Here is a 13766-nt window from a genome sequence, read left to right as displayed (position 1 = left end):
CCCTTCAACTGGACGCGAGTCCAAGGGAAACGGTTGCTCGTCGATTCTCTACGGGTGAGCCTCCCCCCGGATGACGGCGAGCGCGCCGTCCAGCTCATCGGCCTTCAGCAGGACGTCGCGCGCCTTCGAACCCTCGCTCGGGCCGACGATTCCGCGCGATTCCATGAGGTCCATGAGCCGCCCGGCCTTGGCGAAGCCCACCCGCAGCTTGCGCTGGAGCATCGAGGTGGAGCCGAACTGCGTCGAGACCACCAGCTCCGCCGCCTGGCACAGCAGGTCCAGGTCGTCGCCGATGTCCTCGTCGATCTCCTTCTTCTGCTTCTGCCCGACGGTGACGTCGTCCCGGAAGACGGGCGCCATCTGGTCCTTGCAGTGCTGGACGATCCCGGCGATCTCGTCCTCGGTGACGAAGGCGCCCTGGAGGCGGACCGGCTTGTTCGCCCCCATCGGCAGGAACAGCCCGTCACCCTTTCCGATGAGCTTCTCGGCACCGGGCTGGTCGAGGATGACCCGGCTGTCGGCCAGCGAGGAGGTCGCGAAGGCCAGCCGCGAGGGCACGTTCGCCTTGATCAGGCCGGTGACCACGTCCACGGAGGGCCGCTGGGTCGCCAGCACCAGATGGATGCCGGCCGCGCGGGCCAACTGGGTGATCCGGACGATCGAGTCCTCGACGTCGCGCGGGGCCACCATCATCAGGTCGGCCAGCTCGTCGACGATCACCAGGAGGTACGGGTACGGGCTGAGCTCCCGCTCGCTGCCCGGCGGCAGTTTGATCTTGCCGTCCCGGATGGCCTGGTTGAAGTCGTCGATGTGCCGGTAGCCGAAGGCGGCCAGGTCGTCGTAGCGCAGGTCCATCTCGCGCACGACCCACTGGAGCGCCTCGGCGGCCCGCTTGGGGTTGGTGATGATCGGCGTGATCAGGTGCGGAATGCCCTCGTACGCCGTCAGCTCGACCCGCTTGGGGTCCACGAGCACCATGCGGACGTCGTCCGGGGTGGCCCGGACCATGACGGAGGTGATCAGGCAGTTGATGCAGGAGGACTTTCCGGAACCGGTGGCACCGGCCACCAGCACGTGCGGCATCTTGGCGAGGTTGGCCATGACGTAGCCGCCCTCGACGTCCTTGCCCAGCGCGACCAGCATCGGGTGGTCGTCCTCGGCCGCGTCCGCCAGGCGCAGTACGTCGCCCAGGTTGACCATCTCGCGGTCGGTGTTCGGGATCTCGATGCCGACCGCGGACTTGCCCGGGATCGGGCTGATGATCCGGACGTCCGGCGAGGCCACGGCGTAGGCGATGTTCTTCGCCAGCGCCGTGATCCGCTCCACCTTGACCGCCGGGCCGAGCTCCACCTCGTAGCGGGTGACCGTCGGGCCCCGGGTGAAGCCGGTGACCCGCGCGTCGACCTTGAACTCCATGAAGACGTTGGTCAGCGAGGCGACCACGGCGTCGTTCGCGGCGCTGCGGGTCTTGCCGGGCCCGCCGCGCTCCAGCAGGTCGAGCGAGGGCAGCGCGTACGTGATGTCCCCCCGCAGCTGGAGTTGCTCGGCGCGCGGCGGCAGCGCCTGGGTCTGCGGCGGGGCCTTGGTGAGATCGGGCACCGACAGCGTCCCGGAGGCCGCGGCGGTGGTGGCGTGCGGCTGCTCGGCGGGAGCGGCGGCAGTCGCGGGAGCGGTGGGCGGTACGGGACGCTCCGCGCGGGCGGTCGGTACCGGAGCGGTGCTCTGCGCACTCTCGCGCGGAGTGGTGATGCCCTGCGTGAGGTCGGCGACGAGCGGGGAGGGCGGCATCCCGCCGTAGACCACCCCGTCCAGCGCGGCGGCGGCCGCCGCGGCCACGTCGACGGCGTCCATCTCGCGGGCCATGGCCGGCCGGGCGGCGGTCCTGCGCGGCCGGCGCCGCCGGGCGAGCGCCTCCTCCTCGGCGGCGTCCGCCGGGTCGCCGGAGCCCGCGCCGGCTCCCGTACGACGGGCCCGCCACTGCTCAGGGTCGTGCCGCTCGGCGGGGACGCCCCCGGCCTCCCCGTAGGCGTCATAGCCGTCGGCATCCTCGTTCTGGGCGATGATCCCCAGCCGGATGCCGAGCCTGCGCAGCCGCTGCGGGATCGCGTTGACCGGGGTCGCGGTGACCACCAGCAGCCCGAAGATCGTGAGCAGTACCAGCATCGGCACGGCCAGCGGGGCGCCCATGGTGAAGATCAGCGGCTTGGAGGCGCCCCAGCCGATGAGCCCGCCCGCGTTCTGCATCGCGGTGGTGCCCTCGTCCCGGCCGGGCGCTCCGCAGGCGATGTGGACCAGGCCCAGGACCCCGATGGCGAGGGCGGACAGCCCGATGCCGATGCGGCCGTTGGCGTCGGCCTGTTCGGGATGGCGGATGAAACGTACTGCCATGACCCCGAGCAGGATCGGCACGAGCAGATCCAGTCGTCCGAAGGCACCGGTGACCAGCATGGTGACCAGATCCCCGACGGGACCGCTCAGATTCGACCAGGTTCCGGCGGCGACGATCAGCGAGAGGGCGAGCAGCAGCAGCGCGACGCCGTCCTTGCGGTGGGCGGGGTCGAGGTTCTTGGCCCCCTGGCCGATCCCGCGGAAGACGGCGCCGATCGCGTGCGCACAGCCGAGCCACACGGCGCGCACCAGCCGCACCACACCCCCCGTAGGGGACGGCGCGGGATTGGCCGCCGCCTTCTTGGCCGGGGCGCGCTTGGCGGCCGCGGCCTTCTTCGCCGGAGGCTTGCGTGCGGGGGCCGACTTCTTCGCCGGCGCCGTCGTACGGCCGGTGCGGCCCTTCGCGGTGCCCGCGGTGCTCTGGGAACCCTTGCCGGACGTACTTGAGGCCATGCGCCCGAGGTTACCGGTGCGCACGCCGGTGGACACGCGTGCCCACCCCTTCACCCGTTCGTGTCGTGGGCCGGGTCGGTACTTTGACGCACCGCCAGACGTGACGCCGACTGACGCCGAGTGACGCCGAAGTGGTCAGTTCTGCGCGGGCAGGGCCGGAGCCCCTCCGGCGGTCCCGGGCTCCAGCGCGTCGAGCGCCCGCCGCAGTCCGGTGAGTTTGCGCTCCAGATGGGCCGCGGTCGCCACCACACCCGCGTCGGCGTCGTCCTCGCCGAGCTGCTTGGTCAGCGCCTCGGCCTGCTCCTCGACCGCCGCGAGCCGCGCGGAGAGCTCGGCCAGCAGTCCGGCCGTCTCCTTGCTCGCGTCCACGCCGTTCGAGTTGCCGCCCTCCAGCTGGAGCCGCAGCAGTGCCGCCTGCTCCCGCAGTTGGCAGTTCTTCGTATACAGCTCCACGAAGACCGAGACCTTGGCCCGCAGCACCCACGGGTCGAAGGGCTTGGAGATGTAGTCCACCGCACCCGCCGCGTAGCCGCGGAACGTGTGGTGCGGACCGTGATTGATCGCGGTGAGGAAGATGATCGGAATGTCCCGGGTCCGCTCCCGCCGCTTGATGTGCGCGGCCGTCTCGAATCCGTCCATCCCCGGCATCTGGACATCCAGCAGGATGACCGCGAAATCGTCCGTCAGCAGCGCCTTGAGCGCTTCCTCCCCCGACGACGCCCGGACCAGTGTCTGATCGAGCGCGGAGAGGATGGCCTCCAGCGCCAGCAGATTCTCCGGCCGGTCGTCGACCAGGAGGATCTTGGCCTTCTGCACCATGCCCTGTCCTCCTCGCCCCGGCACGGGGCCTCCCCGGCTCCTGGCTCCGGCCTGTGCGCCGGGCCCCGCCCCAGAGGACGGCATCCTTGCGCCGTCCGTCCTTGTGCCGGTCATCGTAGCCCCAGTCCCGAGATCGCCACACCCTGTCACCAAGATGTCACTGTGCACGTAGCAGAAACGTGGTGGGAGAGCAGAAGGTTCCCCGTATTCCGCGCTCCCACACCGCCCCGGCCACAGTGGGTCGGCAATTGATATCCGTCCGCTCTCCCGGCGATCACTTGCCCCGCATCCACTGCTCCATCACCGACAGCAGGTAGTCGGGATCGACGGGCTTGGTGACGTAGTCGGAAGCACCGGAGTCGATCGCCTTCTCCCGGTCCCCCTTCATCGCCTTCGCCGTCAGCGCGATGATCGGCAGCCCCGCGAACTGCGGCATCCGCCGGATCGCCGAGGTCGTCGCGTACCCGTCCATCTCGGGCATCATGATGTCCATCAGCACGACCGTCACATCGTCGTGCTGCTCGAGGACCTCGATGCCCTCCCGCCCGTTCTCCGCGTACAGCACGGCCAGCCCGTGCTGTTCCAGCACGCTGGTGAGCGCGAAGACGTTGCGTACGTCGTCGTCCACGATGAGCACCTTCTCGCCGTGGAAGTCGTACGTCCGGGGCACCACCGGGAGTTCCTCCTCGGCACTGCCCCAGCCGTCCTCGGGCCCCTGCACATTGGGCTGCCCCGGCACTGCCGTGCGCGGCTCCAGGTCGCTCAGCGCCTTGCGCCGCCGCCGGAACAGCGCGGCCCCGCCGCCCTGCCCCTGGCCGGCCTGCCCGGCCTGCCCGCCCTCTCGCTGACCGCCCTGACCGCCCTGCCCGGCGGCCGACGGGGCCGGCCGCACCGGCTCCTGCTGCGCCGACGCCACGGCCGCCGGCCCGGCCGGAGCCGGCGGCAGCACGGGCCGCGCCCCGTCGAGGGACCTGCGGTACAGCTCGCCGCGGGCCCCGCCGGGCGTGGGCGGCGCGTACCCCTGCGGAGGCAGCTCGCTCGGGTGAAGCGGCAGGTACAGCGTGAAGGTGGACCCGCGGCCGGGCTCGCTGGCCGCGTGGATCTCCCCGCCCAGGAGCCGGGCGATCTCCCGGCTGATGGACAGGCCAAGCCCGGTGCCGCCGTACTTGCGGCTGGTCGTCCCGTCGGCCTGCTTGAACGCCTCGAAGATCACCAGCATCTTGCTCGCCGCGATCCCGATACCGGTGTCGGTGACCGAGAAGGCGATCAGATCCGCGTCCGCCTCGCGCAGCGAACCGGCCTCCAGCAGCTGCTCGCGGATCGCCGTCGGCACGTCGGCCCCGGCCGGCCGGATCACCAGTTCGACCGCCCCGCTGTCGGTGAACTTCACCGCGTTCGACAGCAGGTTGCGCAGCACCTGGAGCAGCCGCTGCTCGTCGGTGTGCAAGGTCGCCGGCAGCTCCGGGGAAACCCGTACCGAGAAGTCCAGGCCCTTCTCCGCGGTCAGCGGCCGGAAGGTCGCCTCCACGTAGTCCACGAGCTGGACCAGCGCGATCCGGGTGGGCGAGACGTCCATCTTCCCGGCCTCGACCTTCGACAGGTCGAGGATGTCGTTGATCAACTGCAGCAGGTCCGAACCGGCGCCGTGGATGGTCTCGGCGAACTCCACCTGCTTCGGCGAGAGGTTCCCGTCCGCGTTGTCGGCGAGCAGCTTGGCCAGGATCAGCAGCGAGTTGAGCGGCGTCCGCAGCTCGTGCGACATGTTCGCCAGGAACTCGGACTTGTAGCGCATCGAGACCGCGAGCTGCTCGGCACGTTCCTCCAGGACCTGCCGGGCCTCCTCGATCTCGGTGTTCTTCACCTCGATGTCCCGGTTCTGCTGCGCCAGCAGCTCGGCCTTCTCCTCCAGCTCCGCATTGGCGGCCTGCAGCGCCTTCTGCCGGTTCTCCAGCTCGTCGGAACGCTCGCGCAGCTGCTCGGTCATCTCCTGCGACTGCTTCAGCAGCATCTCCGTCTTGGAGTTGACGCTGATGGTGTTGACGCTCGTCCCGATCATCTCGGCGATCTGGCTGAGGAAGTCCTTCTGGATCTGCGTGAAGGGCGTGAAGGAGGCCAGCTCGATGACGCCGAGCACCTTCCCCTCGAAGAGCACCGGCAGCACGATCACATGCGCCGGCGGCGCCTCACCGAGCCCCGAGGAGATCTTCAGGTAGCCGGGCGGGGTGTTCTCGACGAGGATCGTCCGCTTCTCCTCGGCGACGGTCCCGATCAGCCCCTCCCCCGGCCGGAAGGAGATGGGCATCTGGCCGCCCGCGTACGCGTAACTGCCGCGCATCCGCAGCTCGTACGAGCCGTCCGCGCCCCCCTCCGTCCCGATCTCGGTGGTCCCGCCGGTCGGCAGGGCCAGGAAGAAGGCTCCGTGCTGCGCCGAGACCACGGGCGTCAGCTCGCTCATGATCAGCGAGGCCACGTCGTCGAGTTCCCGGCGGCCCTGCATCAGGGCGGAGATCCGGGCGAGATTGCCCTTGAGCCAGTCCTGCTCCTTGTTGGCCAAGGTGGTGTCGCGCAGGTTGACGATCATCGTGTTGATGTTGTCCTGGAGGACCTGGATCTCGCCCGCCGCGTCCACGTCGACCTTCAGGCTCAGGTCGCCGCGGGTCACCGCGGTGGCCACGGCCGCGATGGCGCGCACCTGCCGGGTGAGGTTCCCGGCCATCTCGTTCACGGACTCGGTCAGGTCCCGCCAGGTGCCGTCGACGTCCCGGACCCGGGCCTGACCGCCCAGGATGCCCTCGGTGCCCACCTCGCGGGCCACCCTGGTCACCTGGTCGGCGAAGGAGGACAGCTGGTCGACCATCGTGTTGATGGTGGTCTTGAGCTCCAGGATCTCGCCGCGGGCGTCGATGTCGATCTTCTTGGTCATGTCGCCCTTGGCGATGGCGGTCGTGACCATGGCGATCTGCCGCACCTGGCCGGTGAGGTTGGAGGCCATGAAGTTCACCGAGTCGGTGAGGTCCTTCCACGTCCCCGAGACGCCCGGCACGTGCGCCTGACCGCCGAGGCGTCCCTCCGTGCCCACCTCGCGGGCCACCCGCGTCACCTCGTCGGCGAAGGAGGAGAGGGTCTTCACCATCGTGTTGACGGTGTCGGCGAGCTGCGCGACCTCGCCGCGCGCCTCGACGGTGACCTTCTTCGTCAGGTCGCCGTTGGCGACCGCCGCCGAGACCTGGGAGATGTTGCGCACCTGGGAGGTCAGGTTGTTCGCCATCAGATTGACGTTGTCGGTCAGGTCCTTCCAGATGCCGGTCACCCCGCGGACCCGGGCCTGACCGCCCAGGATGCCCTCGGAGCCCACCTCGCGGGCCACCCGCGTCACCTGCTCCGCGAACGACGACAGCTGGTCCACCATCGTGTTGACGGTGGTCACCAGCTCGAGGATCTCCCCCTTGGCGTCGACGGTGATCTTCTTGGAGAGGTCGCCCATGGCGACCGCCGTGGTCACCTCGGCGATGTTGCGCACCTGGGACGTCAGGTTGTTCGCCATGAAGTTGACGGACTGGGTGAGGTCCTTCCAGGTACCGGAGACGCCCTTCACCTCCGCCTGGCCGCCGAGGATGCCCTCGGTGCCCACCTCACGGGCCACTCGCGTCACCTGCTCCGCGAAGTTCGAGAGCTGGTCGACCATCGTGTTGAGGGTGTTCTTCAGCTCCAGGATCTCGCCCCGGGCGTCCACGTCGATCTTCTGCGAGAGGTCACCGCGCGCGACCGCCGTGGCGACCTGCGCGATGTTGCGCACCTGGGAGGTCAGGTTCCCGGCCATGCCGTTCACGGAGTCCGTCAGGTCGCGCCATACGCCGGCCACCCCGGGCACCTGCGCCTGGCCGCCGAGCCGGCCCTCCGTACCCACGTCCCGCGCCACCCGGGTCACCTGCTCCGCGAAGGCCGAGAGCTGGTCGACCATCGTGTTGATGGTGTTCTTCAGCTCCAGGATCTCGCCCCGGGCGTCCACGTCGATCTTCTGCGAGAGGTCACCCCGGGCGACCGCCGTCGTCACCTGCGCGATCTGACGCACCTGCGAGGTCAGGTTCCCGGCCATGAAGTTGACGGAGTCGGTCAGCTCCTTCCAGGTGCCGGACACCCCCTCCACCCTGGCCTGGCCGCCGAGCCGGCCCTCCGTACCCACGTCCCGCGCCATCCGCGTGACCTGGTCGGCGAAGGAGGACAGCTGGTCCACCATGGTGTTCACGGTGTTCTTCAGCTGGAGCATCTCGCCCGAGACGTCCACCGTGACCTTCTGCGACAGGTCGCCGTTGGCCACCGCCGTGGTCACCTGCGCGATGTTGCGCACCTGACCGGTGAGGTTGCGGAAGGCGGTGTTCACCGAATCGGTGAGGTCCTTCCACGTCCCCGCGGCCCCCGGCACCTGCGCCTGACCGCCCAGCTCACCCTCGACGCCGACCTCGCGGGCCACCCGCGTCACTTCCGCACCGAAGGACTGGAGCTGGTCGACCATCGTGTTGACGGTGTTCTTCAGCTCCAGCATCTCGCCGGCCACGTCGACCGTGACCTTCTGCGACAGGTCGCCGTTGGCCACCGCCGTGGTCACCTGCGCGATGTCCCGCACCTGCGTGGTGAGGTTGCGGAAGACCGTGTTCACCGAATCGGTGAGGTCCTTCCACGTCCCCGCGGCCCCCGGCACCTGCGCCTGACCGCCCAGCAGACCCTTGGCCCCGACCTCGCTGGCCACACGCGTGACCTCGTCCGCGAAGGTACGCAGCGTCTCCGTCATCTGATTGATCGTTTCGGCCAGCTGCGCCACCTCGCCGCGCGCGCTGACCCGGACCTTCTGCGACAGGTCGCCGTTCGCGACCGCCGTCGTCACCTGCGCGATCCCGCGCACCTGGGCCGTCAGGTTGCCGGCCATGGTGTTGACCGAGTCGGTCAGGTCCTTCCACACGCCCGCGACCCCGGGCACCTTCGCCTGGCCGCCCAGCTCGCCCTCCGTACCCACCTCGCGGGCGACCCGGGTCACCTCGGAGGAGAAGGAGGACAGCTGGTCCACCATGGTGTTCACGGTGTTCTTCAGCTGGAGCATCTCACCGGCCACGTGCACCGTGACCTTGCGCGACAGATCACCCTTGGCGACCGCCGTCGTGACAAGAGCGATATCACGCACCTGAGCGGTGAGCCGGTACGCCATCGTGTTGACGGAGTCGGTCAGATCCTTCCAGGAACCGGACATTCCGCGCACCTGGGCCTGACCGCCGAGCTTGCCCTCGGTGCCCACCTCCAGCGCCACGCGCGTCACCTCGTCGGTGAACGCGGACAGCTGGTCGACCAGGTTGTTGACCGTACGCCCGACCTTCAGGAACTCGCCGCGCAGCGGATGCCCGACCCCGTCGGCCGCCTGCGTCCGCAGGTCCATCCGCTGGTCCAGATCGCCCTCGGCCACCGCCGAAAGCACCCGGCCGACCTCGGACACCGGCCGGGCAAGATCGTCCACCAACTGGTTGGAAGCGTCGATCGCGGCCGCCCAGGAGCCCTCACAGGCACCTGTTTCCAGCCGTTCGCTCAGCTTGCCCTCGCGGCCCACCATCCGCCGGACCCGGGACAGCTCCCCGGTCAGATGGAGATTGCGGTCGGCGACCTCGTTGTAGACGGCGGCGATCTCCGCCATCACGCCCTCGCCGGACACCGTCAGCCGCTTGCGGAAATTCCCGTCCCGCATCGACACCAGGGCCGTGAGCAGCCGGTTCAGAGCGGCGGTATCGACCTCTGTCGTGCCACTGCGCCGGGACCGTCCGCCCTTCGGCCGCGTTCCCGTACGCCGCACCGCTGCGCCAGACTCCACCGTGTCCCTCCCGAAAGGGTCGACCGCTGTTCCACCGGACACCTGACTCTTCTCAAGCCGGCTCTGCAAGCCTGCCCAGTGTTTCACCCTGGCCGAACCCGGCCATAACACTTCGGCACCATCGCACACCCGCCGTACCCTGCGGGTGGAATCCCCGACGACGGCACCATGCCGACCGTGAAGGTAAGTAACCTGGCACTCGATGTCCAACCGCGTCGAAGGAGACTTGTGATCACGGCACGGGCGGCTGCCAGTTTCGATCCCCTCGGGCGCTCGGTCGCCGGCGCTCGCGCGTTCGTCCGCGACACCCTGCAGGGCTGGGGCTTCGCGGACATCGTCGACGACGCGGTGGTCCTCACCAGCGAGCTCGTCACCAATGCCGTGGTCCACGCCGGAACCAGGGCCGAGGTCCTGTGCCTGCGCGCCCAGGGCGGCGTACGGGTCGAGGTCGCCGACCGGTACCCGGAGCGCGAGCTCCCGCTCCGGCACCCCGGAGAGAGCCCGTACGCCGACCCCGACCGCGAGAGCGGCCGCGGCCTGATGCTCTGCGCCGCCCTCGCCACCCGCTGGGGCGTCGAGTACACGGCCACCCACAAGCACGTGTGGTTCCGTCTCGACCTCCCAGACCGGCCGGTCGGTACCCGCTCCGCGGGTCCCGTCGTCCCCGACCAGCTGCTCCCCCTCGCCGACAGCCGGGTCCGCGTCGCCGTACTCCAGGTCGACGCGGCCGATGCCATCTCCGCCTGGAACGAGGATGCCGAGCACATCTTCGGCTATCCCGCCGAGAAGGCCCTGGGCCGCCCGCTCGCCGAGCTCGCCGCCTGGCCGCAGACCCCCGGCACCGGAACCGGCATCGCCGAGGCCCTGCGCCTGTCCCGCTGGGAGGGCAGCTACGGCGTCCGCGGCTCCGACGGCCGCGTCATCCCTATCTACGCCTCCCACCTGCGGGTCCGCGACGCCCACGGCGAACCGTCCATCGTCTGCCTCCTCGTCCACGACGACGAGCGCGCCCTGCTCCAGACTCCCGTACGGGTACCCGCCACCGACAGCGGATCCTTCACCGACCCGCGCCCCGCGGACCCCTTCGAGGTCTTCATCGGCTCTCCCGCCCCCGACGACCTCGACGGCCTCCTCCAGCGCACCGTCGAACGGGCCCGCGACCTCCTCGACGCGGACGCCGCCTTCCTGCTGCTCGCCACCGACGACGAGACCGAGCTGGAGGTGCGCGCCACCACCGGCCTGCCCTCCACCCGCCAGCGCTTCGCCCGCGTCCCCGTCGAGGCGGGCACCAACCGCTACGGCTCCGCCCGGATGCCCGCCGTCCACGACGACCTCGTCGCCGTCCCCGGAGCCGTCCCGCTCCTGGAGGCCACCGGCATGCGCTCGGCGGTCACCGTCCCCCTCAAGGTGGAAGGCCGGCTCACCGGCTCCCTCGGCGTCGCCGCCGAGGCCCCCGGCCGCTACTCCAACGAAGAGGCCCTGCACCTCCAGTTCGCCGCCGACCGCATCGCCCTCGCCGTGGAATCCGCCCGCCTCGGCGAACTGGAACGCCTGCGGCGCGGTTCCCTCTCCTTCCTCGTCGAGGCCTCCGACCTGCTGGCCGGTACCCTCGACCGGGACCAGACCCTGGCCCTCATGGCCCAGATGACCGTCCCCACCCTCGCCACCTGGTGCGCCGTCTACACCATCGCCGACCAGTCCTCCGACCCGTACCTCTCCTACGTCCTCCACGAGGACGAGGAGCGCATCGACGGCCTCAAGGCCCTGCTCTCCCGGGTCAGCCCGCCCGACCCGGTCCGCGAGGCCGGCGCCCGCCCGTGGTCGGAGGCGGCCCTCGCGGTCGGCGGCGAGACGGTGGTCCTGCCCCTCCTCGCCCGCAACCGTGTGATCGGCATGCTCACCCTCGGCAAGCCGAGGGAGGAGCACTTCCGCCAGGAGATCCTCGAACTCGCCGAGGACCTCTCCCGCCGGGCCGCCCTCGCCCTCGACAACGCCCGCCTCTACTCCGAGCGCACCGCGATCAGCCGCTCCCTCCAGCGCAGCCTGCTGCCGCCCGGCTCCCCCGCCATCCCGGGCATGGAGGTCGAGGTCATCTACCGCGCCGCCGGCGAGGGCAACGAGGTGGGCGGCGACTTCTACGACGTCTTCCCGATCCGCGACGGCGCGTACGGCTTCGCCATCGGCGACGTCTGCGGTACGGGCCCCGAGGCGGCCGCCGTCACCGGACTGGCCCGGCACGCTCTGCGCCTGCTGGCCCGGGAAGGCCTCGGTGGTCCGGCGGTCCTCGAACGCCTCAACGCGGCCATCCTCGACGAGGGCGCCCGCAGCCGCTTCCTCACCCTCCTGTACGGCGAGCTCCACCCCCAGCCGGAAGGGGGCGCCCTGATGAAGGTCGTCTGCGCGGGCCACCCGCTCCCACTGCGCCTGCGCCCGAACGGGCAGGTCGACGCGGCCGCCGACCCGCAGCCCCTGCTGGGCGTGATCGAGGACCTGGACCTCTACGAGCAGACCCTCACCCTCGATCCGGGCGATGTCCTGTTGTGCGTCACGGACGGCGTGACCGAACGCCGCGAGGGCACCCGCATGCTCGGCGACGACGGTCTCGCCGAGGTCCTCACCACCTGCACGGGCCTCACCGCGGGCGCGGTCGCCTCCCGCGTCCTGCGCGCGGTGGAACGCTTCGCGGCCGAGCCCGCCTCGGACGACATGGCGATCCTGGCCTTCCGTGTCCCGGAGCAGCGCACGGGCGATTGATGGCCGTGCCGTAATCCCGGTGCGGGCGTCCTCCCTCTGCACTAACCTCGGCGCCCATGCCGACTCCTCGCATACGACCCGATTACACCGCCGACGAACGCACCCAGCTGCTGGGCTGGCTGGACATGCAGCGCTCGATCATCCATTGGAAGTGCGAGGGCCTCTCGGACGAGGACGCCCACCGCCCCGTCCTCCCGTCCTCCCCCTTGATGACGGCGGCGGGCCTCGTCTCCCACATGCGCTGGGTCGAGCACTGCTGGTTCGAGGTGATGCTGCTGAACCGCCCGTCAGCGGCCAACCCCCAGTTCGGGGAGGTGGAGGACGCCGACATGAAGGTCGACGGCATCCCCCTCGGCCGGCTCCTGGACGAATACGAGCGCCAGTGTGCGGTCTCGAACGAGATCGTCGCCGCACTCGCCCTGGACGACACCGGCCTCAACAAGGACTTCAAGGCCGGCGCCGCCTCCCTTCGCTGGGTCATGTTGCACATGATCGAGGAGACCGCCCGCCACGCCGGCCACCTGGACGCGATCCGCGAACTGGCCGACGGCGAGAAGGGCTACTACTGACGGTCCCCGCGCCGGGACCCGGCAGCGTCAGGTGGTCGCACGCCTGGTGAGCCCGATGTTCAGTACGTCGCGCACGTAGTGCTCGACGAATCCGGGCAGCCACACGTCGTCCGCCATGTCCGCGAACACCTTCTGGAACCGTTCGTCCTCGCCGTCCGTGAGCAGGACGATCCGCCAGATGTTGGTGGGCCGCTCGTCGGTACCGCCCACACCGTGCTGGACGTGGAAGAGGGGCTGACCGGTGCCGGCGACCAGGGTGTTGCCCTGGGCATCAGGGAAGGCGGCCCGGCCGGTGAAGGTGACGAGCTGCCGTTCGTGGTGGAGCGAGACCTCCTCCAGCACCAGCCCGTAGTCCTCGGGCCGGAGCCACAGCCGCTGCTGCGACTGCCGGACGAACTCGTCCCCGAGCTCGCCGCCCTCCCTCCCCGGCACCCACGCCGAGGCGGTGCCTTCCTTGACGACGTAGGGAATGAAGGCGGCGGGGTTGCCGGCCTTCCGTACTTCCATGTCCCAGATCATGGCCCGCGTGAAGGCCACCGGCTCGTCGCTGATGTACCGCTCGGCAAGCACGCGATTGACGTCGACCGGCGGCAGTTCCGCTCGCGTGTACCGCTCGTCGTTCCACGCACTCTCGAATGCGGCCTCGGCCGCGGTGAGCTGTGTCATGTTCTTCCCTCCCCGTTCTGCGAAAAGTCGCACCCGGGCACAGCCTAAAACGCAAAAAGGCCCCCGCCAAAATGGCGGGGGCCTTTTTCATGTGGAGCCCTTTAACGGAATCGAACCGTTGACCTTCTCCTTACCATGGAGACGCTCTACCGACTGAGCTAAAAGGGCGGGTTGTTCGGCGGCGTCCTACTCTCCCACAGGGTCCCCCCTGCAGTACCATCGGCGCTGAAAGGCTTAGCTTCCGGGTTCGGAATGTAACCGGGCGT

The 13766-nt window shown here is 70.1% G+C and carries 6 protein-coding genes, 1 tRNA gene and 1 rRNA gene; 2 read left to right on the top strand and 6 right to left on the bottom strand.

Annotated features, from left to right (window positions below; translation table 11 throughout):
• Nucleotides 1-48: 48 nt before the first annotated feature.
• The 3 genes from ACZ4TV_RS16745 to ACZ4TV_RS16735 all read right to left on the bottom strand — a co-directional run bounded on the left by ACZ4TV_RS16745 (nt 49) and on the right by ACZ4TV_RS16735 (nt 9511).
• Complete coding sequence (locus ACZ4TV_RS16745) at nt 49-2841, bottom strand: DNA translocase FtsK (protein WP_468135232.1); 2793 nt, start codon at nt 2839-2841, stop codon at nt 49-51.
• A 135-nt stretch (nt 2842-2976) separates the two neighbouring features.
• Entirely contained in the window at nt 2977-3660 is a 684-nt protein-coding gene (locus ACZ4TV_RS16740) for a response regulator (protein ID WP_468135230.1), read from the bottom strand.
• A gap of 274 nt (nt 3661-3934) precedes the next feature.
• Nucleotides 3935-9511 (bottom strand): HAMP domain-containing protein, encoded by a 5577-nt coding sequence (locus ACZ4TV_RS16735; protein WP_468135228.1) that lies wholly within the window; start codon nt 9509-9511, stop codon nt 3935-3937.
• 168 nt (nt 9512-9679) lie between these two features.
• Between ACZ4TV_RS16735 and ACZ4TV_RS16730 the strand changes: the two genes are divergently transcribed.
• Nucleotides 9680-12265 (top strand): SpoIIE family protein phosphatase, encoded by a 2586-nt coding sequence (locus ACZ4TV_RS16730; RefSeq protein WP_468135226.1) that lies wholly within the window; start codon nt 9680-9682, stop codon nt 12263-12265.
• 56 nt (nt 12266-12321) lie between these two features.
• A complete protein-coding gene (locus ACZ4TV_RS16725) occupies nt 12322-12834 on the top strand; it encodes a DinB family protein (protein WP_468135224.1) in 513 nt (170 codons plus the stop codon).
• A gap of 27 nt (nt 12835-12861) precedes the next feature.
• On the opposite strand, the gene ACZ4TV_RS16720 is transcribed toward ACZ4TV_RS16725, so the two are convergent.
• The 3 genes from ACZ4TV_RS16720 to rrf form a co-directional block, all read right to left on the bottom strand.
• A complete protein-coding gene (locus ACZ4TV_RS16720) occupies nt 12862-13500 on the bottom strand; it encodes a hypothetical protein (RefSeq protein WP_468135222.1) in 639 nt (212 codons plus the stop codon).
• Between the two features lie 92 nt (nt 13501-13592).
• Nucleotides 13593-13668, bottom strand: a tRNA-Thr gene (locus tag ACZ4TV_RS16715).
• A gap of 5 nt (nt 13669-13673) precedes the next feature.
• Nucleotides 13674-13766: ribosomal RNA gene (rrf, locus tag ACZ4TV_RS16710) — 5S ribosomal RNA — on the bottom strand; the annotation flags it as partial.

Source organism: Streptomyces sp. NPDC028910 (assembly GCF_055564955.1).
This window is presented reverse-complemented; position numbering and strand designations above follow the sequence as displayed.

Bases quoted from the DNA above. Each gene is read 5' to 3' on its own strand.
- ACZ4TV_RS16745 (WP_468135232.1), bottom strand. From the start codon at position 2,841: ATGGCCTCAAGTACGTCCGGCAAGGGTTCCCAGAGCACCGCGGGCACC.
- ACZ4TV_RS16725 (WP_468135224.1), top strand. From the start codon at position 12,322: ATGCCGACTCCTCGCATACGACCCGATTACACCGCCGACGAACGCACC.
- ACZ4TV_RS16720 (WP_468135222.1), bottom strand. From the start codon at position 13,500: ATGACACAGCTCACCGCGGCCGAGGCCGCATTCGAGAGTGCGTGGAAC.
- ACZ4TV_RS16740 (WP_468135230.1), bottom strand. From the start codon at position 3,660: ATGGTGCAGAAGGCCAAGATCCTCCTGGTCGACGACCGGCCGGAGAAT.
- ACZ4TV_RS16730 (WP_468135226.1), top strand. From the start codon at position 9,680: ATGCCGACCGTGAAGGTAAGTAACCTGGCACTCGATGTCCAACCGCGT.